Annotated in this window: 23 protein-coding genes; 14 read left to right on the top strand and 9 right to left on the bottom strand. The window is 37.9% G+C overall.

Going from position 1 to position 23,458, the window contains the following annotated elements:
- Positions 1 to 187: 187 nt before the first annotated feature.
- From rfaQ to ABN217_RS12200, 7 genes are read left to right on the top strand one after another with little or no spacing between them, the layout of a single operon-like run.
- Complete coding sequence (gene rfaQ, locus ABN217_RS12230) at positions 188 to 1,252, top strand: putative lipopolysaccharide heptosyltransferase III (RefSeq protein ID WP_196554637.1); 1,065 nt, start codon at positions 188 to 190, stop codon at positions 1,250 to 1,252.
- Positions 1,249 to 2,379: a glycosyltransferase family 4 protein gene (locus ABN217_RS12225; RefSeq protein WP_196554636.1), complete on the top strand. Its 1,131-nt coding sequence runs from the start codon at positions 1,249 to 1,251 to the stop codon at positions 2,377 to 2,379. Before rfaQ ends, ABN217_RS12225 begins: the two co-directional genes overlap by 4 nt.
- The gene (locus ABN217_RS12220) at positions 2,376 to 3,491 is read left to right on the top strand and encodes a glycosyltransferase (RefSeq protein ID WP_349459468.1); all 1,116 of its coding nucleotides are present in this window, start codon (positions 2,376 to 2,378) and stop codon (positions 3,489 to 3,491) included. The genes ABN217_RS12225 and ABN217_RS12220 overlap by 4 nt, the downstream gene beginning before the upstream one ends.
- Positions 3,491 to 4,579, top strand: a complete 1,089-nt coding sequence (locus ABN217_RS12215; protein WP_196554634.1) for a glycosyltransferase family 9 protein — start codon at positions 3,491 to 3,493, stop codon at positions 4,577 to 4,579. The genes ABN217_RS12220 and ABN217_RS12215 overlap by 1 nt, the downstream gene beginning before the upstream one ends.
- Complete coding sequence (locus tag ABN217_RS12210) at positions 4,570 to 5,664, top strand: glycosyltransferase (protein WP_349459467.1); 1,095 nt, start codon at positions 4,570 to 4,572, stop codon at positions 5,662 to 5,664. The genes ABN217_RS12215 and ABN217_RS12210 overlap by 10 nt, the downstream gene beginning before the upstream one ends.
- Positions 5,657 to 6,619, top strand: coding sequence for a polysaccharide deacetylase family protein (locus ABN217_RS12205; RefSeq protein WP_349459466.1), 963 nt, complete (start codon positions 5,657 to 5,659; stop codon positions 6,617 to 6,619). Before ABN217_RS12210 ends, ABN217_RS12205 begins: the two co-directional genes overlap by 8 nt.
- 1 nt (position 6,620) lies before the next feature.
- A complete protein-coding gene (locus tag ABN217_RS12200) occupies positions 6,621 to 7,694 on the top strand; it encodes a glycosyltransferase family 9 protein (protein WP_196554631.1) in 1,074 nt (357 codons plus the stop codon).
- Between the two features lie 21 nt (positions 7,695 to 7,715).
- Here ABN217_RS12200 and rfaC read toward each other — a convergent pair whose 3' ends face one another.
- The 3 genes from rfaC to rfaD are packed head-to-tail and all read right to left on the bottom strand — an operon-like array spanning position 7,716 to position 10,669.
- Positions 7,716 to 8,675 carry a lipopolysaccharide heptosyltransferase RfaC gene (rfaC, locus tag ABN217_RS12195; protein ID WP_349459464.1) on the bottom strand — a complete coding sequence of 320 codons (960 nt, stop codon included), beginning with the start codon at positions 8,673 to 8,675 and terminating at the stop codon, positions 7,716 to 7,718.
- Entirely contained in the window at positions 8,672 to 9,721 is a 1,050-nt protein-coding gene (gene rfaF / locus ABN217_RS12190) for an ADP-heptose--LPS heptosyltransferase RfaF (protein ID WP_349459463.1), read from the bottom strand. The genes rfaC and rfaF overlap by 4 nt, the downstream gene beginning before the upstream one ends.
- A 9-nt stretch (positions 9,722 to 9,730) precedes the next feature.
- On the bottom strand, positions 9,731 to 10,669 hold the full coding sequence (gene rfaD / locus ABN217_RS12185) for an ADP-glyceromanno-heptose 6-epimerase (RefSeq protein WP_072070447.1): 939 nt from the start codon (positions 10,667 to 10,669) through the stop codon (positions 9,731 to 9,733).
- Positions 10,670 to 10,939: 270 nt separating this feature from the next.
- Here rfaD and ABN217_RS12180 point away from each other — a divergent pair, with 270 nt between their 5' ends.
- Positions 10,940 to 12,139 carry a glycine C-acetyltransferase gene (locus ABN217_RS12180; RefSeq protein ID WP_196554628.1) on the top strand — a complete coding sequence of 400 codons (1,200 nt, stop codon included), beginning with the start codon at positions 10,940 to 10,942 and terminating at the stop codon, positions 12,137 to 12,139.
- Between the two features lie 9 nt (positions 12,140 to 12,148).
- The gene (gene tdh, locus ABN217_RS12175; RefSeq protein WP_072070445.1) at positions 12,149 to 13,174 is read left to right on the top strand and encodes an L-threonine 3-dehydrogenase; all 1,026 of its coding nucleotides are present in this window, start codon (positions 12,149 to 12,151) and stop codon (positions 13,172 to 13,174) included.
- Positions 13,175 to 13,225: 51 nt separating this feature from the next.
- Here tdh and ABN217_RS12170 read toward each other — a convergent pair whose 3' ends face one another.
- The 3 genes from ABN217_RS12170 to rimO all read right to left on the bottom strand — a co-directional run bounded on the left by ABN217_RS12170 (position 13,226) and on the right by rimO (position 17,030).
- Positions 13,226 to 14,191 carry a divergent polysaccharide deacetylase family protein gene (locus tag ABN217_RS12170; protein WP_502935127.1) on the bottom strand — a complete coding sequence of 322 codons (966 nt, stop codon included), beginning with the start codon at positions 14,189 to 14,191 and terminating at the stop codon, positions 13,226 to 13,228.
- 2 nt (positions 14,192 to 14,193) lie between these two features.
- On the bottom strand, positions 14,194 to 15,486 hold the full coding sequence (envC, locus tag ABN217_RS12165) for a murein hydrolase activator EnvC (RefSeq protein WP_196554625.1): 1,293 nt from the start codon (positions 15,484 to 15,486) through the stop codon (positions 14,194 to 14,196).
- Between the two features lie 215 nt (positions 15,487 to 15,701).
- Complete coding sequence (gene rimO / locus ABN217_RS12160) at positions 15,702 to 17,030, bottom strand: 30S ribosomal protein S12 methylthiotransferase RimO (RefSeq protein WP_349459461.1); 1,329 nt, start codon at positions 17,028 to 17,030, stop codon at positions 15,702 to 15,704.
- A 353-nt stretch (positions 17,031 to 17,383) separates the two neighbouring features.
- Here rimO and ABN217_RS12155 point away from each other — a divergent pair, with 353 nt between their 5' ends.
- The 5 genes from ABN217_RS12155 (at position 17,384) to ABN217_RS12135 (ending at position 20,857) form a co-directional block, all read left to right on the top strand.
- Complete coding sequence (locus ABN217_RS12155; RefSeq protein ID WP_023583406.1) at positions 17,384 to 17,821, top strand: rhodanese-like domain-containing protein; 438 nt, start codon at positions 17,384 to 17,386, stop codon at positions 17,819 to 17,821.
- A 69-nt stretch (positions 17,822 to 17,890) separates the two neighbouring features.
- Positions 17,891 to 18,361 carry a protein-export chaperone SecB gene (gene secB, locus ABN217_RS12150; protein WP_006534205.1) on the top strand — a complete coding sequence of 157 codons (471 nt, stop codon included), beginning with the start codon at positions 17,891 to 17,893 and terminating at the stop codon, positions 18,359 to 18,361.
- Positions 18,361 to 19,377, top strand: a complete 1,017-nt coding sequence (gene gpsA, locus ABN217_RS12145; RefSeq protein ID WP_023583407.1) for an NAD(P)H-dependent glycerol-3-phosphate dehydrogenase — start codon at positions 18,361 to 18,363, stop codon at positions 19,375 to 19,377. Before secB ends, gpsA begins: the two co-directional genes overlap by 1 nt.
- Positions 19,378 to 19,475: 98 nt before the next feature.
- Positions 19,476 to 20,297, top strand: coding sequence for a serine O-acetyltransferase (gene cysE, locus ABN217_RS12140; RefSeq protein WP_196554624.1), 822 nt, complete (start codon positions 19,476 to 19,478; stop codon positions 20,295 to 20,297).
- On the top strand, positions 20,297 to 20,857 hold the full coding sequence (locus ABN217_RS12135; RefSeq protein WP_196554623.1) for a serine acetyltransferase: 561 nt from the start codon (positions 20,297 to 20,299) through the stop codon (positions 20,855 to 20,857). Before cysE ends, ABN217_RS12135 begins: the two co-directional genes overlap by 1 nt.
- Before the next feature lie 67 nt (positions 20,858 to 20,924).
- On the opposite strand, the gene trmL is transcribed toward ABN217_RS12135, so the two are convergent.
- The 3 genes from trmL to ABN217_RS12120 are packed head-to-tail and all read right to left on the bottom strand — an operon-like array spanning position 20,925 to position 23,452.
- A complete protein-coding gene (trmL, locus tag ABN217_RS12130) occupies positions 20,925 to 21,428 on the bottom strand; it encodes a tRNA (uridine(34)/cytosine(34)/5-carboxymethylaminomethyluridine(34)-2'-O)-methyltransferase TrmL (protein WP_036933349.1) in 504 nt (167 codons plus the stop codon).
- Positions 21,429 to 21,458: 30 nt separating this feature from the next.
- The gene (locus ABN217_RS12125; RefSeq protein ID WP_349459460.1) at positions 21,459 to 22,250 is read right to left on the bottom strand and encodes a glycosyltransferase family 2 protein; all 792 of its coding nucleotides are present in this window, start codon (positions 22,248 to 22,250) and stop codon (positions 21,459 to 21,461) included.
- Between the two features lie 35 nt (positions 22,251 to 22,285).
- Positions 22,286 to 23,452 (bottom strand): nucleotide sugar dehydrogenase, encoded by a 1,167-nt coding sequence (locus tag ABN217_RS12120; RefSeq protein WP_349459459.1) that lies wholly within the window; start codon positions 23,450 to 23,452, stop codon positions 22,286 to 22,288.
- Positions 23,453 to 23,458: the final 6 nt, after the last annotated feature.

Raw genomic sequence — 23,458 nt, 5'->3', positions numbered from 1 at the left:
TTATCTGGACGAACGCTTATAGTATCACAGTGTGTAGTAGAAAGTGTGTAAAAACAAACGTTGTGGCGATAAACAACACGGTATAATGCTTTTTTATTAATTTTAACAGGCTTTATTCAGGAAACTTGATAGAATTTTTTTTATAATCAAATCACATTGCTAGTTATTCAAGTACATTTGGAATGTTATGAGTGAAAAAATGAAGTTAATACAACGGGTTCTTATTATTAAGTTACGACATCATGGTGATACTTTATTGATTACCCCTGTTATTAATACATTAAAAGCTAACTTTCCAAATGCTGAAGTGGATGTTTTAATCAATAAAGAAACCATGCCAATGATTGAGAGTTTTTCCTCCATTCACCATATCTTTGCACTAGATAAAGCATGGAAAAATGAAGGGAAGCTGGCAAGGTTACGTCATGAGTGGCAATTGTTCACTGAATTAAGAAAGAGACACTATGATGTTGTTATAAACTTAGCCGATCAATGGAATAGTGCATTAATAACGCGTTTTACGGGGGCTAAAATTCGTGTTGGATATGATATTTATAAACGTCAAAGCCCTTTTTGGAAAAAATGCTTTACTCATTTGATCCCTTTAGACTCTGTTTATACTCAACATATTGTGGAGCAAAATTTAGCGCTCTTGCAACCACTACAGCTACCTAAAATAGATAATCAAGTATCAATGGCATACAGTGAACAAGATAAACAGTGCGTTATTGATAAGCTAAAATCTCAAGGTGTATTCACATCTTATATTGTTATCCAACCGACATCTCGTTGGTTTTTTAAATGTTGGGATGAAAATAAGTGGTCTGAATTAATCGATGCCTTACAGCATGATGGACACCAAATTATTTTAACATCAGGGCCTGATGTTCGTGAAAAAGAGATGGTAGAGACCATTATTAAAGGGTGTACTTCAAACAGTGTGGTTTCATTATCAGGACAACTCTCTTTACCTCAACTTGCTACGTTAATTGATCATGCTCGTTTATTTATTGGGGTTGATTCTGTTCCCATGCATATGGCGGCAGCACTTAAAACGCCTCTTATTGCGCTCTTTGGGCCATCAAAATTATTTCATTGGTCGCCATGGGAACATATTGGCGAAGTGTTATGGGCAGGCAATTATGGTGAACTCCCTGATCCTGATGATGTCAATACCAACACACAAACGCGTTATCTCAGTTTAATACCTGTCGAAGATGTACTGAATGCCGTAAGGGGACAACTAAAATGAATTCATTCCGATTGGCTATAGTGCGTCAAAAATACCGACCTGATGGGGGAGCGGAACGATTTGTTTCTCGAGCGCTTGAGGCATTAGATAATCAAGCTGTAGAACTTAATGTGATCACGCGTTCATGGATTGGTGCAGTACAACCTCAGTGGCATATTCATATTGTCAACCCAATGAAATGGGGACGAATTAGCCGTGAAAAAGGTTTTGCTCAAGCAGCAAGACAATGTTGGCAAAAAGAAAAGTTCGATTTAGTGCAAAGTCATGAACGTATTGCAGGATGCGATATTTATCGTGCAGGAGACGGTGTTCATCACCGATGGTTATTACAACGTTCACGCGTTTTAAGCCCATTACGTAGTCAATTATTGCTTAATAGTTGTTATCACCGCTATGTAATGAAAGCTGAAAAAGAGATGTATCATTCACCAGAACTAAAACGCGTTATCTGTAATTCAGAAATGGTAAAGCGTGAAGTGATGGAAGATTTTGGTATTGAAAGTGAGCGCATTAGCGTAATTTATAATGCGATTGATAATCAGCGATTTTTCCCTGCGACTGCGCTTTATCGCGAACAATTACGCCAGCAATACCATATTCCTGTTGAAGCAAAATGTTTTATTTATGTGGGCTCTGGATTTGAGCGCAAAGGCTTAAAAGCGGCCATAGAAGCGATTAGTTGTACAAGTGCACATTTGATTGTAGTTGGACAAGATAAAGAGCAGAAAAAATATCAGCAATTTGCTCATCAATTAAAAAGTCATGATCGCGTTCATTTTCTAGGTGTGCAAAAAGACACCTTACCTTTATATCAAATGGCAGATGGTTTATTGTTACCCACTTTATATGATCCTTTTCCTAATGTTGTTTTAGAAGCAATGGCATGTGGTTTACCTGTGATCACTAGTTATACTTGTGGTGGCTCTGAATTTATTGAGCAAGGTGTTAATGGTTTTGTCACTGATGCGCTAGATATTTCGGCAATGGTAAGTGCAATAAAAACAATTTCTGCCGATAATCTTGATAATAGAATGTCTAAAGCTGCCCGAAACAAGATATTGCCTTATACGCCAGAGCATTTATCTCAACAACTGATTGGGCTTTACCAAAAGGTTCTTAGTTTATGAAGGAACATATCCTTTTTATTATTGATGGATTACCGGGTGGTGGTGCTGAAAATGTCACTATCAGGCTCTGTCATGGTTTAAGCCAGCGTGGTTATACCGTTACGTTACTCTCTTTAGCCGAAAAGTGTGATTATTCGATCCCTGCTAATATTGAGTTATTGATTGATGCAGACAGTTACCGTGGATTATTTCATCGACAAACAGAACTGAAACGTCGAGCAAAGTCGATGGATAATACGTTGAAATCATTATTTGCACGTAAAGGTATTCCATCGCTTGTTGTTTCAAATTTGCATAAGACAGATAGAATAGTCGCTTTATCTAAAGAGCTGGCAGATAAAAATACATGGTATTGCATTCATGGCATATTTTCCCAATCTTATTTAGGTAATAAAACAGGTTTTTCTCGTTGGTTAAAACAAAAAAAGATCCAAAAAGTATATCAAGGGAAAAATATTATTACGGTTTCCAATGCAGCTGGACAGGATTTGATTGAAAATGTGGGAGTATCACCACAACAATTAAAAACGATTTATAACCCGTTTGATATTCAAGAAATTAGAAATTTAGCGTTAGAAAGTAATTCTTATCAAGGGCAAGATTATTTACTGCATATTGGTCGTTTTCATGAAGTTAAACGGCATGACAGATTATTAGAAGCATTTGCGTTAGCGGATTTGCCTTGTAAATTATTTATTGCAGGACAAGGCTCTTCTGAAGTGACAACTAAAATTAAAAATAAAATAGCAGAGCTTAATTTAGAAAATAAAGTAAGTTTAATTGGTTTTTTAGCAAATCCATTTGCTGTTATTAATGATGCAAAAGCGGTTGTTTTAAGCTCTGATAGCGAAGGTTTAGGCAATGTGTTGGTTGAATCTTTGATTTGTAATACACCGATTGTGAGTACCAATTGTCCCGGTGGTATTGGTGAGATTATGGAAGGTGAGCTTGCTAATTATAAAGCAGATCTAAATGTAACATCGTTAGCAGAAAAGATGCGATTGGTTTATTTTACCCCACCTAAAATCACACCTGAGATGTACCAAAAATTTGATATTAATGAAGTGATTGATCAGTATGTTGAACTTATAGTTACTAGAGTGCACCAATAATGGGAAATAAAAAATTTAGTACGCTTAGGCGATTAAATAGACAAAAAAATTATTTTTTTAAGCGGGTGAAATTTGCTATTGCCAAGTTTTTTATTGATTCTATTTATCGTAAGAGTTTTTCTTTAAAAAAAGATCCTAAAGTACTTTTTTTAAGAGATGATAATAAAATTGGTGACATGGTTGTTTCAACATCAATTTTAAGACAACTAAAGAACAATGGGTATTCTGTAGATATTGTTTCTGGAAATAATAATTTTTGTGTTATTGAGTACTCTGATTTATATAATAAAAATTATACATATGAAGAAAAATTTTTTTCTATTATAAAATTAGCGCTCAGTTTAAGGAAAGAAAGTTACGATTTAATTATTGATATGGGAGAGTTACTCCCAATATCTTATTTATTATTTATAAGAATAATTGATGCTAAAAATGTTGTCGGCTTTAATAAAAATAACATTAAAACATATAATTTAAATATAAATTATGATAAGTATCAATCTCATGTTATTGAAAGGTACAAGGAAATGCTTAATGTTCTTAATGTGCCTTTTGATGAACTTAAATATGAGATTATGATCCCTAGTGTGATAGAAAATAAGATAAAAAAATTTATTAATGATCTACCATATAAAAAAACGGTAGTAATAAATCCATTTTCTGCATCTGAAAAAAGAGATATATCAAAAGAACAGCTATTATTTATAATGTCATATTTCAAAAAATATGAAGTAAATATTATCTTTATTGGACGACAGAATGATCTAGAAAATCTTCAATTCGAAAATATTGTGAGCAATCCTATTGGAGACTTTATTAGTGCATCAGCAATTATAAAATATGCTGATTTAGTAATAACACCAGATACATCTATTGTTCATGTTGCTACGGCTTTTGATAAACCTACACTTGCATTGTATGGAAATGATTATCATGGCCAATATGCAAATAATTATTTGTGGTCACCAAATAATCAAAAAGCAATTCAAATAACTCAGGACAAAATAGATAGTAAAGTCAGTGAGATATCAACAGATCTAATTAAATCTAAATTAGATATTCTTGTAGGTGAGTATTTATGTCAATAAAAAAAATAACTATAGTTGGTATTGAGTTGCAAGGTTTAGGAGGTATGGAGGTTGTTTTTAATAAATTAAATAATTTATTAAAAGAATTTTATCCTCAAGTAGAATTATCTATTGTCCTTTTGAAGGAACGAGATATTTGTATTAATGAAAATTGGTATGAAAGTTTAAATGTAAGATTTATTAGTTGTAAAATTAGAAATCATAAAGTAAGAAGATTTTTATTTTCATGTAAATTAGCTAATATTTTAAGAAAAGAAAAACCAGATGTTATTATTGGATCAGATGTTATAGGGTGTTATATCGCTAATTTAGCATCTAAGTTCTCACTGAGACATATCCCAGTGTTTTCTTGGATACATACATCATTATGGATAGCATATAAAGCGATATACACTTTAAATACGCAATACCATATACCGATTAGCTCAGGTAATAAAAAATATTTACTTAGTAATAATGTACCTGAATCTCGTATTAATGTAGTTTACAATCCCGTAGATAGAACGGATAAAACGATCCCTCGTCCTCAAGGTAGGACAAAATTTCTCTATGTTGGGCGGTTATTATCCAAGGGAAGTAAAAACCTTGAATTTATGTTTCGTTCATTAAGCAAGTTAGAAGGAAACTGGGAGTTACATCTAGTTGGAGATGGAGAAGACAGAGCAGATTTACTCTCACTTGCAAAAAAGTTAAAAATTGATAAAAAAGTTATTTTTCATGGTTGGCAAAGTAATGCGTGGGATTATGTATTAAGTCATATTAAAGAAGTTACTGCATGTTTATTGACATCAACTCATGAAGGACTTCCTATGGTTTTAATTGAGGCTCAATCTTATGGAATTTACTGTATTAGCTCTGATTGTTTAACTGGACCTTCTGATATTATTAATGGAAGTAATGGGCAATTATTCCCAGTTGATGATGAATCATCATTCTTGAAAATATTAAATAATGTTGTCAATGAAAGATTAAATCTACCTAATCCTTGTGAAATGAAAAAATCTATTGAGCCATTTTATGGCGATGTATATATAAAAAATATGATGGATTTTTTTGAAATGAAGAGTAAAGAATATAATGGCTAAACCTGCATTTATTATCACATTAGATACTGAAGGCGATAATCTTTGGGAAAATGAGGGTAAGATCACCACGCAAAATACGCATTTTCTTCCTCGTTTTCAGCAACTTTGTGAACGTTTTCATTTTAAACCTGTTTGGTTAACAAACTATGAAATGGTAATGGATGAGGCGTATATTGAGTTTGCTCGTGATGTTATTGCCCGTAATACGGGTGAAATTGGTATGCACTTACATGCTTGGAATAGCCCACCATTAACACCTTTAACTGATGATGATTTACGCTATCAGCCTTATTTAATTGAATACCCCAAAGCGCAAATGCGAGATAAAATCGCATTAATGACTGATTTGCTTGAAGATAAACTACAAACAAAAATGTTAAGTCATCGCGCGGGGCGTTGGGCATTTAATGAGGTTTATGCACAACTCTTGGTTGAATTTGGTTATCAAGTCGATTGCTCTGTCACGCCTAAAGTAGATTGGCGTTTTACAAAAGGCGATCCAGCACAAGTGGGTGGAACAAATTATACCCATTTTCCAAGCCATGCTTATTTTATGGATCTAGAAGATATTACCAAGTCGGGTAATTCAACATTGCTAGAAGTGCCAATGAGTATTCAATATAAGCATTCGCCTTTAATGAATAAAGTTAAGCAAGGCTACGATAAGTTAAGAGGTAAGCAACGAGCGCCTTCAGTAAATTGGCTTCGTCCTAAAGGCGGAAATGCCCAACAGATGATTGATGTTGCTGAAAAATCGTTAGCTCAAGGCCACTCTCATATTGAGTTTATGTTGCACTCATCTGAATTTATGCCGGGTGGTAGCCCTACATTCCGTACTGAACAGGAAATTGAAGGGCTATATAATGATTTAGAAACGTTATTTAGTTTCTTGTCAGACAAAGTGCAGGGAATGACGTTGGCTGAGTACTATCAAAGTAAGATGCAGGCAAAATAAGATGAAGTTAAAGAAATTAAAATGGGTACATAACTTCCTAAATATTTATAACCCACTTTTAGGAAAGATGAAAAAAACAGATACATTTTCATCTGATATTCAATTTAATAGTATTCTTATTTTTTCTACGACAGCGCTGGGGGATTTTATGTTTAATACCCCCGCGATAAGAGCTATTCGTGCACATTATCCTGATGCACATATCACATTGGTTTCCAGCGAAAAAAATAGATTATTAGTTGAAAACTATGACCAAATAGACAGTGTGGTTTATTGGGATAATAAAATTAGAAATCTACTCCCTATTGCATTACAGGCAAAAAAATATAAACCCGAATTAGCGGTTATTCTTCATTCTCATCTCCCTTATGATGTGTTATTTGCTGTTATGGCAGGTTGTCAGTATATACTACGTAATACATCAGATATTATTCCTAAATGGTTTCAAAAATGGATTATTGCTGATCATTATCCAGCAGGAGGCCATGTTATTCAGAGTAAACTTAATCTTATTCGTTATTTAGGGATCGATAGTACTGATACAAGAATGGAACTTCCGTGTGAAATAAAACCATTAACCAAAAATGAAGGGAATATTGTTGGTTTTCAGATGGGAGCATCAACGCAAGAGCGTCGATGGCCAGTAAAATATTTTGTTGAATTAGCGCAAAAGCTTATTGATAGTAAACCATCAGTACAAATTAAATTAATAGGATCTCCTCGAGAATTAGAATTGCCCGAGGATTTTTTTGCATTATTGCCAGAAAAATATCTTCACAATATTGAAAACCTAGTAGGCAAAACTTCATTACCTGATTTGCTAAGTCAGATAAAAATAATGGATGTATTAGTCACAGGAGATACTGGGCCTCTGCATTTAGCGATCACACTACAACGCCCAACAGTAAGTTTATTTGCGACAGCAAACCCTAAATGGACAGGGCCTTATCAAGATCTTCATTTGCATACCATTATCAATAAGAAACCTAACCCAGATGAGGGAATACAAGCATCAATGGATCTTATTATGGTTGATGAAGTCTTTAGTGCGGTTAATAAAGCCCTAAAAGACTAATAACTTTTAGGGCTTATAAGGCTAAATATTGAGAATATTAATAACTTGTTGTGCACTTATCTCCCCAATATCCCCGCCTTCTGCTTTTATAGCCGTTTGGGCTTTACCATAACCGCCGATTAAACCGGGATCGGTGGGGCCAAATAGGGTGATATTGGGTTTATCTAATGCGGCCGTTAAATGGCTTAATCCGGTATCGACAGACACCACACTTTTAGCACCAGCAATAACCTGAGCCACTTGGGCTAGCGACATTTTTGGCAGCACATCAACGTAGTCAAAATCTTTTGCTAGGCGAATGGCTCGTTGGTGTTCATGCTCTGCACCCCAAGGCAATTTAATGCGTACTCCAGAATCTGCGAGTAAGGCGATTAATTCTCTCCAATGGGATTCTGGCCAATGTTTCTCATCACGCGTAGTTGCATGCAAGAATACCAAATAAGGGCGTTCATCAAAGGATGGAAGTGAGAGAAAATGCTGTGCAATTCCATAATCCCCCTGAGATTGTGGAATAGGGTAATTTAAGCTTAAGGCAAACAACTGGCGAATTCGCTCAACGGCATGCATTTTTTTACTGACGTCATGGCGAACGTTGTAAAAAAAGCTAGCTAATGGCTCACGGGCACATTGGCGGGAATAACCATGTTTTATTCCTTTGGCGTATCGAGTCACTAAGAATGCACTTTTCAGTAATCCTTGTGCATCAATAACGGCATCATAATGATGAGCTTGAATAGCGCGACGAAATTGCGCGCGCTCTGCACGAATAGGCGCACTAAACCAGTTTTTTCGCCAACGACGTATCGCCACAGGAATAGCCGTATCAACGGCTTGGTGCCAGCTAGGGATCTGTGCAAAACCTTCTTCGACTACCCAATCAAAACGAATATCAGGATAAACATTTATTGCATCAGTTAATGCAGGCAACGTATGTAAAACATCCCCCATAGAAGAGGTTTTAACGATTAATACCCGCTTCACGCTGATGGCTCCGTTGACAGTAAATTTTCAAGCTCTGCAAAGACTTTTTCTGGCTGAATATCAATTAAGCTTTGGTGATAGCCTTGTTCTGCATCCCCTTTACGTACTTTGTGATAACCAGTAATTAAACGGATCACGCGCGCTTTATGTGATAACGGTGGCGTAAAGTCAGGGCTACTTGGGCCATAAAGTGCTACTAACGGACGTTCTAACGCAGCAGCAATGTGCATTAAACCAGAGTCATTACTGACGACTGCTTTACAAGAGGCAATTAAATTAACCGCCTGCTCAAGACTGGTTTCGCCAGCAAGATTAAAACATGCTTCACGTGCTTCTGACGTTAAGGTTTGTTTTATTTCTTCGCCTGCTTCTTTATCTTTTTGAGAACCAAATAAGAAGATTTGATAACCTTGCTCAATGAGTTTCTGTGCTAAAGCTGCGTAATGGTAATGAGGCCAACGTTTAGCAGGGCCAAATTCAGCGCCTGGGCAAAAACCAATAGCAGGACGCTGAGTAGATAATGAAAATTGATGCAATGTGGTAGAGATATCACTCTCGGCTACTGATAACTTAGGCCAAAGCAGAGGTTGAGGTAAATCAGCCGCTTTTTGGACTTTTTGCTTGTCATAAGCTAGCGCAACGTAGCGTTCAACCATTAAAGGAAATGCGTCTTTATCTAAAGGTCGTAAATCATTTAATAGCCCATAACGCATTTCCCCACGCCATCCAGTGCGTTTAGGAATGTCTGCAAAGAAAGGGATTAATGCAGACTTAAACGAGTTGGGTAATACATAAGCGTGAGTATAACCATTCTCTCTTAATTGTTTTCCTAAACGACGACGTTCACCAATGGCTAAAGCACCGTGCCCTAATGGCATTGGGATTGCATTATCAACTTCTGGCATTTTTTCGAGTAATGGACGACACCATGCAGGTGCCATTACATCAATGGTTGCCGCCGGATGTAATGCTTTCAATGTACGATAAAGACTTTGGGACATCATCATATCCCCGACCCATGACGGCCCTACCACAAAGATTTTCATAAACAGTGATTACTTACCTTGATTTAACCATTGCATATAAAGCTCTACACCTTCAGCAACTGTTTTAAAAGGTGCGGAATAACCTGCTTTACGTAAATTTGTTAGATCAGCTTGAGTAAATGCTTGGTAACGACCTTTCAATTTCTCAGGGAATTCAATATGTTCAATAGAGAGATCTTTATCTTTATGATGAGCAATAACGGCATCGGCAACAGCTTGGAATGATTCAGCTCGACCCGTACCACAGTTAAAAATACCGGATACATTATTACGCCAGAACCATAAATTAACCGCTGCCACATCGCCAACATAAATAAAGTCACGTTGGAAGGTTTCACTACCTTCGAATAATTTGGGATTTTGACCGGCATTTACTTGGTTATTTAAATGGAATGCGACACTTGCCATACCGCCTTTATGACCTTCACGTGGGCCATAAACATTAAAATAACGGAAGCCACAAATCATCGAATCTGCTTCAGGTAAAATCTGGCGTACATATTCATCAAATAAGAATTTTGAATAACCGTAGACATTTAAAGGTGCTTCATATTTTCTCTCTTCGATAAAATTATCAGTGCGACCGCCATAAGTTGCAGCAGAAGAGGCATATAAGAAAGGAATTTGGCGCTCAAGACAAAAATGAAGTAGCTCTTTAGAATATTGATAGTTGTTATCCATCATATATTTGCCATCCCACTCAGTGGTAGAAGAGCAAGCACCTTCATGGAAAACAGCATCGATATCACCAAAATCATCACCAGCAACAACACTCGCAATAAAATCTTCCTTATCCATATAATCAGTGATATTGAGATCAACTAAATTAACGAATTTGGTGCCATCTTTGAGGTTATCAACAACCAAAATATCGGTATAACCTTCATCATTTAACGCTTTAACAATATTGCTGCCGATAAAACCTGCACCGCCCGTGACGATAATCATGTGGCTACCCCTTCATATAAAAATCTTAAAATTAGCTCTAGGTCTATAATAACACTGAACAGCGTTAACGGTAGTATTCATCACGGAACAACAGACTGAAATTCTCAAAAAATGCAGTGTGTATTAGTGATCTTAATTACATAAATAACATTATTTATTTACATTTGTCGTTTTTAATAGAACAAAGGCATAGAATAAGAAACAAAGCTGACTATATTATAGTCAAAATATTTATGTTTCGCTTTTCAGCTTGCTGTCTTAGGAGAAAGTATGTCTACTCCCGCATTTTATCAACAAATTAATCAACAACTCGAACAAACTCGTCAAGATGGCCTCTTTAAAAATGAGCGCATCATCACCTCTTCACAAAGTGCTGATATCGCCGTTGCTGACGGAAGCCATGTTATTAACTTCTGTGCTAACAACTATCTAGGTTTAGCAAATCATCCCAAGCTGATTGAAGCCGCAAAAGCAGGTATGGATAGCCACGGGTTTGGTATGGCATCTGTCCGTTTTATTTGTGGTACTCAAGATTCACATAAAACATTAGAAAATAAAATTGCTGAATTTTTGGGTATGGAAGATGCCATTTTGTATTCATCTTGCTTTGATGCCAATGGTGGACTATTTGAAACACTAATGGGCCCAGAAGATGCCATTATTTCTGATGCCTTAAACCATGCGTCTATTATTGATGGTGTGCGTTTATGCAAAGCCAAACGCTATCGCTATGCCAATAACGATATGGCAGAACTGCGCATACAACTCGAAAAAGCCAAAGCAGATAATGCTCGCCATATCATGATCGCAACTGATGGTGTGTTTTCAATGGATGGCGTGATCGCCGATCTCAAATCTATTTGTGATTTAGCAGATGAATTTGGTGCATTAGTGATGGTTGATGATTCTCATGCCGTGGGTTTTGTGGGAGCGCAAGGTCGGGGAACTCATGAATATTGCGATGTAATGGGGAGAGTTGACATTATCACAGGCACTTTAGGTAAAGCGCTAGGTGGTGCCTCTGGTGGTTATACAGCGGCTCGTAAAGAAGTGGTCGAGTGGTTACGTCAACGTTCTCGCCCTTATTTATTCTCCAATTCATTAGCACCTGCCATTGTTTCAGCCTCTATTGCCGTATTAGAGATGTTGAAATCAGGTGATGAAATTCGTGATCGTTTATGGCGCAATGCTTCACTTTTCCGTGAAAAAATGAGTGCTGCAGGTTTTACATTAGCAGGTGCCGATCACGCGATTATTCCAGTGATGTTAGGTGAAGCTAAATTAGCGCAAGAATTTGCAACACGTTTACTTGATGAAGGAATTTATGTGACGGGATTCTTCTATCCTGTTGTGCCTCAAGGGCAAGCGCGTATTCGTACACAAATGTCGGCAGCACACACGACTGAACAAATTGAGCGTGCAGTGGCGGCATTTATCAAAATCGGCAAAGAACTTAATGTGATTGCATAAGGTTACTCTATGAAAGCATTGTCAAAATTAAAAGCACAAGAAGGTATTTGGATGACCGATGTTCCAGTACCTGAACTTGGTCATAACGATGTGATGATCAAAATTCGTAAAACAGCGATTTGTGGCACTGATGTTCATATTTATAACTGGGACGAGTGGTCACAAAAAACAATTCCTGTGCCTATGGTCGTTGGCCATGAATATATCGGTGAGATTGTTGCGATAGGGCAAGAAGTTAAAGGCTTTAATATTGGTGATCGTGTCTCGGGTGAAGGGCATATCACTTGTGGTCATTGTCGTAATTGTCGTGGTGGTCGTACTCATTTATGCCGTAACACTATTGGTGTTGGTGTAAACCGTCAGGGCTGCTTTGCTGAATATCTGGTTATTCCAGCTTTTAATGCGTTTAAAATTCCAGACAACATTCCTGATGAATTAGCCGCTATTTTTGATCCTTTTGGTAATGCTGTACATACCGCGTTATCTTTTGATTTAGTGGGTGAAGATGTGTTGGTTTCTGGCGCTGGCCCCATTGGAATTATGGCAGCAGCAATTTGTAAACATGTAGGTGCTCGCCATGTGGTGATCACTGATGTTAATGAATATCGTCTTGATCTCGCGAAAAAAATGGGTGTTACCCGAGCGGTTAATGTTAGCAAAGAAAACCTAATCGATGTTATGAAAGAATTAGGTATGACAGAAGGTTTTGATGTGGGATTAGAGATGTCTGGGGCACCTCCAGCGTTTCGTACTATGCTTAACACTATGAATCATGGTGGCCGTATTGCCCTTTTAGGTATTCCACCTTCGGATATGGCAATTGATTGGGGACAAGTTATCTTTAAGGGGCTGTTTATTAAAGGTATCTATGGTCGTGAAATGTTTGAGACGTGGTACAAAATGGCCGCGCTTATCCAGTCTGGTCTTGATCTCTCTCCGATTATTACCCACCAATTCCCAATTGATGAATTCCAAAAAGGCTTTGATATCATGCGTTCAGGTCAATCAGGTAAAGTGATTTTAGATTGGCAGTAATGAGTGCTTATTAAGCCAAAAAAGAGCCTTTCAAGGCTCTTTTTTATTGCATTACTTTTCAATTTCACCCATTGAATTAGGATTAGGTGGGTTGGGTAAATTCTTTTTTTCTGATGAGCCAAATCCATTGGATAACGTATTAATCAGCGTACTTTTCTTCATCGAAATAATGGCTTCTTGTGCGGGTTTTAACCATGAGGCAGGTTTTGGCTCTTGCGGTTGTTCTGTAGGTGGTACAACTTTTGGTGGTTCGGGCTGTACTGGTTTTTCTATTTGTGGTTTTAATAGGCTACTTGGTGCGACTAGTTGAATATCCGCTGGGAGTAAAGGCAGTTGTTGTTGCAATGCTCTGACGGTAGAAGGGTGAGGGTGTCCAATAGCGATGGCTGATCCATTTTTTCGTGCTAAGGCAATCGCGCGATTTAGCTGTTGGCGGGTTTCTGCTTCTGTTTGTACATTATCTAAGAAAACATGACGACGTAAAGAGGGAACACCCGCGGCTTTAGCTGCAATGGCAGCTTGTGTATTACCAATGGTTACGCTATCTAAAAAATAGAGGTTTGAGTGATTAAGCGCTTTAATGACTCTATCCATCGCTTGTCTATCTGATGTCATTGCACTGCCCATATGGTTATTCATACCGACGGCGTAAGGCACATTATTAATAGCATGTTGAATAATGCGATTAATTTCAGCCTGATCCATTGACGGTTTTAGGGTATCACGCTCTAAAGGCTGTTTACTGATAGGAGCCATGGGCATATGGATGAGAATTTCCCGCCCTTGTGCATGGGCTTTATTCGCCACTTCTTTTCCATGAGGTGAATCAGGCAAAATGGCAATAGAAACCGCAGTTGGAAGTTGTAAAATTTGGTTATCTTCTTTTTTACGATAACCAAAATCATCAATCACAATGGCTAATTTGGCCGCAAATGCAGGTGTACTCACAACCAGACTTAGCAACATTAAACTAAGTAAAAAAGCACTTTTGCGTTGTAATGTGCCAAGTAATTTCAAACCTACCTCCCAAGCCAAGGAACAGGGTTTACTGCTTTTCCTTGACGTCTAATTTCAAAATAGAGTGCTGAACGCTCTTGTCCACCACTATTACCGACTAAAGCAATAGATTGGCCTGCTTTTACTTGCTGACCGACATTTACTAAAGCACTTTGGTTATAACCGTAAAGGCTCATATCACCTTTTCCGTGTTCAACCACGACAACCAAACCATAACCTTGAAGCCAATCTGCAAGTAATACACGACCATCAGCAATCGCTTTTACTTCAGTGCCTTGGGCTGCAGGTATAACAATTCCTTTCCAACGCAATTCACCAGAGCCAGAAATAGATTCACCAAAACGGTGTAATAAAGAGCCTCTAATTGGCCAAATTGCTTGTCCTGCGGGTTTGCCTAAACCACCTGTACGTGACATCAATGATTGCTCTTCAGCAGTTGGTTTATAGGTTGAACCTCGCTGTTGGGCTTCACGTTGTTTAGCGGCAATGCGGGCAGCCTCTCGAGCCTCTCGCTCTGCGCGGGCTTTAGCTTCTCGCTCTGCTTGAGCGATTTTATTTCTTAATTGTGCTTCGTTAGCACGCATAGTGGCTAAGTTTTTCTGATCCGCTTTTAAGGTGGATTCAAGTTGAGTTAGTGTTTTTTGTCGAGCCGCTAATGCGTTATCAAGCTTTTGTTTTTCTTGCTGCTGTTTAGTTAAGACTTGTTTTTGTTCGTTTTGTTTTGCTTGCTGCGCGTTTTTTTCCGCTTCCAGTTCTTTTGATGTTTGAGCCAGTTCGGCCATTGTCTCTTTTCGTGCATCATTGATATAGCTGTAATACGCCAAAATACGCTCTTCACGCTGACCCTCTTCACCACGAAATAAGAGTTCAATACCTTGGTGTTTACCCTGACGATAAGCGGCGTCCATTTGACGGGCTAATAACGCTTGTTGTGAATGATATTGTTTTTGTAGGCGTGCAATATTCGCGGTAATTGTTTTGATCTCTTTACCTAAAGTTTGTAAGCGACTTTGAGTTTCATGCACTGAACGACCTGCATTAGAGATTTGTGTCTCTTGTGTTTTTAATTGATTAAGAAGTGCAGTTCGTTGTTTTTGTTGTTCTTGAACTTGTTTTTCTTTTTCCGCAATCGTGGTTTGCAGATCTTTTAATTGATTGCGATTATCTGTTAATGAATTGGCAAAAACAGGAGTGGCTGAAAATAGAGTGGTACTAATAAGCAACGTGATTAACGGTAAAGAAAATACACGATAAGACTGATGTGTTTTTTTTTGAAGATCCATTTTCTCTGCCATCTGACCAACGTACCTTTCATAACAGTTTGTAAGATTATTTCATGCCACAAAACAACTGACCAGCTAACATGAAATAAAGCCGAAATTTCAGATAATACCTAACAGGTAATCTATTCAATTAATAAGAGATTATAAAGCAATAATAGAAGGAGAGAGGAAAAAAGAGGCAATCCGTGTGACAGCGCAATAAAATATCACGCTGTCCACGAGAGAAATTATTCGACGATAGTACCCCAAAGGTCATATTCATCTGCGTGTTCAATAAGAACACGAACGATTTGTCCTGGCTCTACATCAAACTGCTCGTTAAGGTAAACTGCACCATCAATTTCAGGTGCATCAGCCATACTTCGACCAATAGCGCCTTCTTCATCGACTTCATCAATCATCACAAGTAGCACTTTGCCAATTTTCTCTTGTAAGCGTTCAGTCGAAATTTGTTGTTGTAGTTTCATAAAACGGTGATAGCGTTCTTCTTTTACTTCTTCAGGTACTTGATCGGCTAATTCATTCGCTTTCGCGCCATCAACAGGGCTGTATTTAAAGCAACCTACACGATCTAAACGTGCTTCGGTGAGAAAATCCAATAACATTTGGAAATCTTCTTCTGTTTCACCCGGAAAACCAACAATAAAGGTAGAACGTAAGGTTAATTCAGGGCAAATTTCACGCCAGCGTTTTACTCGCTCTAAGGTGCGCTCAACAGAGCCTGGACGCTTCATTAGTTTTAAAACTTTCGGGCTTGCGTGCTGTAATGGAATATCTAAATAAGGCAAAATTTTGCCTCCAGCCATTAAAGGAATAACATCATCAACATGTGGGTATGGGTAAACATAATGCAAGCGAACCCAAATCCCTAATTTTGCGAGCTGTTCGCATAAACTCACCATACTGGTTTTAACTGGCATTCCATCCCAAAACCCTGTTTGGTGCTTAGTATCAACACCATAAGCAGACGTATCTTGTGAGATAACCAGTAATTCTTTTACCCCTGCGTTGACTAATCTTTTGGCTTCATTTAATACTTCACCAATTGGGCGACTATCTAAATCACCACGCATGGATGGGATGATGCAGAACGTACAACGATGATTACAACCTTCAGAAATTTTCAAATAGGCGTAATGGCGAGGTGTTAACTTGACACCTTGTTCGGGTACAAGGCTGATAAAAGGGTTGTGATCAGGTTTTGGCACATAGTGATGAATATGTGATAAAACTTGTTCATAACTATGAGGCCCTGTGATTTCGAGTACCTTTGGGTGCACTTCACGAATTTGATTCTCTTTTGCACCTAAACAACCGGTAACAATGACTTTACCGTTTTCATCGAGTGCTTCACCTATTGCTTCTAGTGATTCTTGTACTGCGCTGTCAATAAACCCACAGGTGTTGACGATGACTAAATCAGCATCATTATAGGTAGGAACAACTTGATAACCTTCTGTGCGCAGTTCGGTTAGGATACGTTCAGAGTCCACTAAATTTTTAGGACAACCTAATGAAACGAATCCAATTTTAGGCACTTGATTTGTTTGCGACATGCTCGTGTTCTCAATACTTTTAAATAAATAACAGATTGTTGTTTCTCAGACAGGTATGAATTTTACGCAAAGGGTAATTTCTACGTAAATAGCCATTATAAGGGATGCTGATTTATTAATAGCTTGCCTGAAGAGGGATCTTGTAGAGTAAAAAGGGGTGACCTTTTCAATTCATCATTTTTCATAAATCCGGTGCTAATGGTACATAAATCCGTCAATAAAAAAAATGATTGTTGAGAAACTTTCCGCAAAAACTGAAAGAGAAACGCAGGAATAGGCTGTAATTGCGCCATGACAAAGGTATACTTTGGCTCTTTGATACTATTTTTAACTAACGAGAGTGATTGCATCCTATGCTGCAAGAAGTAATGCAATTTTTCAACCGGCACACCCTGTTAAGTTTTGTTTGGGTTGCGCTGCTGGTGGCGGTCATTGTATTGACCTTTAAAGGGCTTTTTTCTAAGACGAAAAATATTTCCCGTACAGAAGCGATTTCTTTGATAAATAAAGAGAATGCGGTATGTGTTGATATCCGTAGCCGTGATGAATTCCGTAAAGGACACATCATTGATTCTATCAATTTAACGCCTTCTGAAATCAAAAATAATAATATTGCTGAGCTGGAGAAATATAAATCACAGCCAGTTATTGTTGTATCACCGTCAGGCATTGAAGGTGCAAAACCTGCTGAAAGCCTAATTAAACTCGGTTTTGAAAAAGTCTTTATCTTAAAAGATGGTCTTTCAGGCTGGAGTGGTGAAAATTTACCACTGGCTAAGGGTAAAAAATAACGAGCGAGCAGATTGAGTTCTATACTTACTGCTATTCAATTAATAAGGATATAAAAAGGTAAGATTATTATGTCAGAACAGCAAAACCAAGAGATGACTTTTCAAATTCAGCGTATTTATACAAAAGATATCTCTTTTGAAGCGCCTAATGCTCCACAAGTTTTCCAAAAAGAGTGGCAACCAGAAGTTAAATTAGATCTAGATACATCTTCTAATACTTTAGCTGAAAACGTGTATGAAGTTATTTTGCGTGTCACTGTAACTGCAACTATGGATAACGAGACTGCATTCCTGTGTGAAGTGCAACAAGCAGGTATCTTCACTGTTGAAGGCATTGAAGGCACTCAATTAGCACATTGCTTAGGTGCATATTGCCCTAACGTTCTGTTCCCTTATGCTCGTGAATGTATCACTAACTTAGTCAGCCGTGGTACTTTCCCACAACTGAACTTAGCACCAGTTAACTTTGATGCGTTGTTTATGAACTATTTACAACAGCAACAAACTGATGCAGCTAATGAAGGGGCTGAAGAAGCTTAATGAACGCTTCTATGACAGTTATCGGTGCCGGTTCATACGGCACCGCTTTAGCGATTACCTTAGCGCGCAATGGCCATGATGTTGTGCTTTGGGGTCATGATCCTGAGCATGTTGCGGCGTTAGAACAAGCACGCTGTAATCAGGCATTTCTGCCCGATGTTTCCTTTCCTGATAGTTTATACATGGAAGCTTCTTTGCAAAAAGCCATTGAAGCCAGCCGTAATATTCTGGTTGTGATCCCAAGCCATGTTTTTGGTGACGTATTACAGCAGATCAAACCCTTTTTACGTCAGGATGCACGTGTTGTTTGGGCGACAAAAGGACTTGAGGCTCATACTGGTCGCTTATTGCAAGATGTAGCGCGTGAAGTATTAGGTAATGAAATCCCGCTTGCAGTTTTATCTGGCCCTACTTTTGCCAAAGAACTTGCTGCAGGTCTGCCTACTGCGATTTCTGTTGCATCAACGGACAACACCTTTTCTGAAGAGTTACAACAGTTGTTCCATTGTGGTAAAAGTTTTCGTGTGTATAAAAATCCTGACTTTATCGGTGTGCAATTAGGTGGCGCGGTAAAAAACGTGATTGCTATTGGCGCAGGTATGTCTGATGGTATGGGGTTTGGTGCAAACGCACGTACAGCACTAATTACTCGTGGCCTTGCTGAAATGAGTCGTTTAGGTAAAGCATTAGGTGCAGATGCCGCAACGTTTATGGGAATGGCGGGGTTGGGGGATTTAGTTTTAACCTGTACCGATAACCAATCTCGTAATCGTCGGTTTGGCATGATGTTAGGTCAAGGGCTTGATGTTGATACGGCACAAGAAAAAATAGGTCAAGTAGTTGAGGGCTATCGTAATACCAAGGAAGTCCGCGCATTAGCAGAACAAGTTGGTGTTGAAATGCCTATTACTGAGCAGATCTACCAAATTTTATATCAGCATAAAGACGCGAAAGAAGCGGCATTATCTTTATTAGGTAGAGCCACTAAAGATGAGATAGACAGTAATCTATTCTAAGTCTATTTTAGATAGTTGCTTAAGGCATCAGTTTTGGTTTTAAACATAAGAAGCCTAAGTTTTTACTTAGGCTTCAATGTAAAAGAATGAGAGTGAGCATGTCGCTAGAAGAACTAAAAAAAGTCTGGGATCATATTAAAGGTGAAGCTAAATGTTTGGCGGATTGTGAGCCTATTTTGGCGAGCTTCTTCCATGCGACATTACTCAAGCATGAAAACTTAGGTAGTGCCTTAAGTTATATGCTGGCGAATAAATTAGCGACTCAGACTATGCCTGCGATTGCTGTTCGTGAAATTGTTGAAGAAGCATATCGTAGCGATGCCTCGATGATTGAATGCGCTGCTTATGATATTTCAGCGGTTCGCTTGCGTGATCCGGCTGTTGATAAATACTCAACACCACTGCTTTATTTAAAAGGCTTTCATGCCTTACAAGCTTATCGTATAGCTCACTGGTTGTGGAACCAAGATCGCAAAGCCCTTGCTGTTTATCTGCAAAATCAAATTTCTGTGACCTTTGGTGTCGATATTCACCCTGCTGCGCGCATTGGCCACGGTATTATGCTTGATCACGCAACAGGTATTGTGATTGGTGAAACAGCAGTTGTTGAGAACGATGTCTCAATCCTACAGTCTGTCACTTTAGGCGGGACAGGCAAAACAGGGGGAGATCGTCACCCTAAAGTCCGTGAAGGTGTGATGATTGGTGCGGGTGCTAAAATCCTTGGTAATATTGAGATTGGTCGCGGTGCCAAAATTGGTGCGGGATCAGTCGTTTTACATGAAGTTCCTGCACACACTACCGTTGCTGGCGTTCCTGCTCGCATTGTCGGTAAACCTACCAGTGACAAGCCTTCATTCGATATGGATCAACACTTTAATGGTGTGGTGCCGGGTTTTGAATGTGGTGATGGCATTTAATGGCATTAGCAGAAGTTACACTTTCTGAACTTAAGGCTTGCTTACACGCCGAGTATATTGGCGATAACAAGCCTTTTAGTTGGATACGTCTTTTTCACCGTGTCTTTTTTTGCCAACGTTCACGTTACCTATTTTGGTGGCGTGTCGCCCAATTCTTTTATTTTTCTAAAAATCGTTTTCTTAAAAAATTAGGCATTCGTATTGGTGCTAAAAACAATCGTAAATATTGTAACGATATCTCATTAAGAACTCGCATAGGTAAAGGCCTTTCGTTACCGCATCCAATCGGGATTGTACTGACTAATTACTGCCAATTAGGTGAGAACGTAACCTTAATGCAAGGTGTGACCATTGGAGTAAAAGAAAAGGATGGCAAAGCAGATATTCGAGTTGGCAACCATGTTTATATTGGTTGTAATTCTTCGATTATCGGTGGTGAGATAGAGATTGGTGATAATGCAGTAATTGGTGCTCACGCATTAGTATTAAAGGATGTGGGAGAAGGGTGTCGGTATATTACAAAAGTTGTTGCCGAAATCAGACAATTATCAGAGTCATAAATTAAATTTTTAGCCGTTTGAAATAAAAAAAGCGCTAGTCATTATTTATGATCAGCGCTTTTTAATTTCAGTCTCTTAGCAATGCACCAGGATAACCGAGTTGACGCCATGCCTCAAAAACCACAACGGCAACGGTGTTTGATAGGTTCATACTGCGACTATCAGCAAGCATTGGAACTCTGATTTTCTGCTGTGTTGGCATATTATCCAATACATAAGGCGGTAACCCACGGGTTTCAGGTCCAAAAAGGAGATAATCTCCATCTTGATAGCTCACATTGCTATGTGCTGGTGTGCCTTTTGTTGTTAACGCAAATACACGCGCACCTGTCGGTGATTGTGCATTATCTGGGTTTAAACCTTCACTTTCTAAAAAAGCATAGTAATCGTGGTGCTGTTTAATATCAGCAAACTCACGGTAATCAAGCCCTGCACGACGTAGGCGTTTATCATCCCAAGTAAAACCCAAAGGCTGGATCAAATGAAGATGAAAGCCTGTGTTAGCACACAGGCGGATAATATTACCCGTATTCGGTGGAATTTCGGGTTCAAATAAGACGATATTGAGCATATAAAGCCTAAGACAATGTAGAAACTAATATTATTCCAAAAGACCCAGTTTTTTAGCTAGAGAAGGAAATTTAGATCTAAAAAAACCATTAAAAGCATAATGAGAAAAATAATAGGAAGCTGAAAATAGATTAAGATTCTCTATATCTCGATAAATCCGCCATTGGTGTTTTGCTGCATCAAATTTATTGGAGGAAATTGAATTTTCTCTTACATTGTAAGAACCAAGCGACTCATTTATTCCGTAAGCATAAGGTGTTTGTTTCAGTAGTTTTAGCCAGAGAGCATAATCTTGTCTTTTTCTTATTGATGGCATTGAAAAATCAGTAAATTTATCTTTATCAAACATTACTGTTAAACAACCGATAGAACAGACTTTTAGCATATCTGAATAACTTACTTTTTCAGGAACCCCAATTTTGCAGATAAAAGCGTCATCTTCAGAAACTCTATCATAAGCGGAAAAACAAAAATCTATACTATTAGATAGCATAAAACTAAGCTGTTTTTCTAACTTATCATCTCGCCAATAATCATCACTATCTAAAAAGCAAATGAAACGTCCATTAGCAAGTGATAATCCTTTATTACGAGTAATTCCTGCGCCTTGATTAGCTTCATTTTTTAATATTTTTATCCTTTCGTCTTTGTAAGAGGATACTATTTCAATAGTATTATCATTAGAGCAATCATCAATAATGATTAATTCAAAATTTTTATAGGATTGTCTCAGAACTGAATCGATAGACTTACATATATATTCTCCTGAATTATAGGATGGCATAATGATAGATATTAAAAAATTAGTATTTTCAGATAACATCAGAACTACAGCCTAGTTTGAGGGTAAATATATAATTAATCGTTACCAAATAGGTCACGAGTATAAACTTTTTCTTCAACGTCGTTTAGCACTGATGACATTCTGTTGGTAATAATAACATCAGAGATTGATTTAAATTCATTTAAATCACGAACTAATTTTGAATTAAAGAAGGTTTCTTCTTGCATTTCAGGTTCATAAATCACTACTTCAATACCTTTGGCCTTAATACGTTTCATAATGCCTTGGATAGAAGAAGAACGGAAATTATCAGAACCCGACTTCATGATTAAACGATACACACCGACGACTTTTGGTGATTTTGCAATAATAGAGTCTGCAATAAAGTCTTTACGCGTGCGGTTAGCTTCTACGATTGCACTAATAATATTATTAGGAACCGAGTCGTAGTTTGCTAATAGTTGTTTAGTGTCTTTTGGTAAGCAGTAACCGCCATAACCGAATGATGGGTTATTGTAGTGATTACCAATACGCGGATCTAAGCAGACACCCTCAATAATTTGTTTTGCATTTAGGTTGTAAGCTTGAGCGTAGCTATCTAGCTCATTAAAATAAGCAACACGTAATGCTAGATAAGTATTAGCAAATAATTTAATCGCTTCTGCTTCTGTTGAGTCTGTAAAAAGAATATCAATATCTTTCTTTAATGCGCCTTGTTGTAAAAGGTCTGCAAATTTTTGTGCTCTTTCTGATTGTTCACCAATCACAATACGAGAAGGGTATAAGTTATCGTAAAGTGCTCGACCTTCACGTAAGAATTCAGGAGAAAAGATAATATTATTCGTATTATATTTTTCTCTCATCTCTTTAGTAAAACCAACAGGAATGGTTGATTTAATAATCATTGTTGTGTTTGGATTATATTCTAAAACATCACGAATAACAGACTCTACAGAAGAGGTATTGAAGTAGTTTGTTTTAGGATCGTAATCGGTCGGGGTTGCAATGATAACGAAGTCAGCATCTTTATAAGCGAATTCTTTATCTAAGGTTGCTGTAAAGTCGAGCTCTTTGGTTGCTAAAAACTCTTCAATTTCTTTGTCTGTAATTGGAGAGATTTTTTTGTTCAGTAATTCAACTTTTTCTTTATTGATATCTAACGCAACAACTTTGTTGTTTTGGGAAAGAAGTATTCCGTTAGATAGACCGACATAGCCAGTACCGGAGATGGTGATTTTCATTTTATA

It is taken from the genome of Proteus sp. fly-1067 (assembly GCF_040139345.1).
Classification (GTDB): Bacteria; Pseudomonadota; Gammaproteobacteria; order Enterobacterales; family Enterobacteriaceae; genus Proteus; species Proteus vulgaris_B.
Note: the sequence above shows the minus strand (reverse complement) of the source record. Positions and strands in the feature narration are given on the sequence as shown.

Coding starts and splice junctions, on each gene's coding strand:
- rfaD (WP_072070447.1), bottom strand. CDS start 10,669: ATGATTATCGTCACGGGCGGTGCAGGTTTTATCGGCAGCAATATTGTT.
- ABN217_RS12180 (WP_196554628.1), top strand. CDS start 10,940: ATGTCTACTCCCGCATTTTATCAACAAATTAATCAACAACTCGAACAA.
- cysE (WP_196554624.1), top strand. CDS start 19,476: ATGTCGCTAGAAGAACTAAAAAAAGTCTGGGATCATATTAAAGGTGAA.
- ABN217_RS12135 (WP_196554623.1), top strand. CDS start 20,297: ATGGCATTAGCAGAAGTTACACTTTCTGAACTTAAGGCTTGCTTACAC.
- ABN217_RS12200 (WP_196554631.1), top strand. CDS start 6,621: ATGAAGTTAAAGAAATTAAAATGGGTACATAACTTCCTAAATATTTAT.
- ABN217_RS12225 (WP_196554636.1), top strand. CDS start 1,249: ATGAATTCATTCCGATTGGCTATAGTGCGTCAAAAATACCGACCTGAT.
- rfaF (WP_349459463.1), bottom strand. CDS start 9,721: ATGAAAATCTTTGTGGTAGGGCCGTCATGGGTCGGGGATATGATGATG.
- envC (WP_196554625.1), bottom strand. CDS start 15,486: ATGGCAGAGAAAATGGATCTTCAAAAAAAAACACATCAGTCTTATCGT.
- ABN217_RS12220 (WP_349459468.1), top strand. CDS start 2,376: ATGAAGGAACATATCCTTTTTATTATTGATGGATTACCGGGTGGTGGT.
- rimO (WP_349459461.1), bottom strand. CDS start 17,030: ATGTCGCAAACAAATCAAGTGCCTAAAATTGGATTCGTTTCATTAGGT.
- ABN217_RS12120 (WP_349459459.1), bottom strand. CDS start 23,452: ATGAAAATCACCATCTCCGGTACTGGCTATGTCGGTCTATCTAACGGA.
- ABN217_RS12125 (WP_349459460.1), bottom strand. CDS start 22,250: ATGTTATCTGAAAATACTAATTTTTTAATATCTATCATTATGCCATCC.
- trmL (WP_036933349.1), bottom strand. CDS start 21,428: ATGCTCAATATCGTCTTATTTGAACCCGAAATTCCACCGAATACGGGT.
- secB (WP_006534205.1), top strand. CDS start 17,891: ATGTCAGAACAGCAAAACCAAGAGATGACTTTTCAAATTCAGCGTATT.
- ABN217_RS12155 (WP_023583406.1), top strand. CDS start 17,384: ATGCTGCAAGAAGTAATGCAATTTTTCAACCGGCACACCCTGTTAAGT.
- ABN217_RS12205 (WP_349459466.1), top strand. CDS start 5,657: ATGGCTAAACCTGCATTTATTATCACATTAGATACTGAAGGCGATAAT.
- gpsA (WP_023583407.1), top strand. CDS start 18,361: ATGAACGCTTCTATGACAGTTATCGGTGCCGGTTCATACGGCACCGCT.
- ABN217_RS12210 (WP_349459467.1), top strand. CDS start 4,570: ATGTCAATAAAAAAAATAACTATAGTTGGTATTGAGTTGCAAGGTTTA.
- rfaQ (WP_196554637.1), top strand. CDS start 188: ATGAGTGAAAAAATGAAGTTAATACAACGGGTTCTTATTATTAAGTTA.
- tdh (WP_072070445.1), top strand. CDS start 12,149: ATGAAAGCATTGTCAAAATTAAAAGCACAAGAAGGTATTTGGATGACC.
- ABN217_RS12215 (WP_196554634.1), top strand. CDS start 3,491: ATGGGAAATAAAAAATTTAGTACGCTTAGGCGATTAAATAGACAAAAA.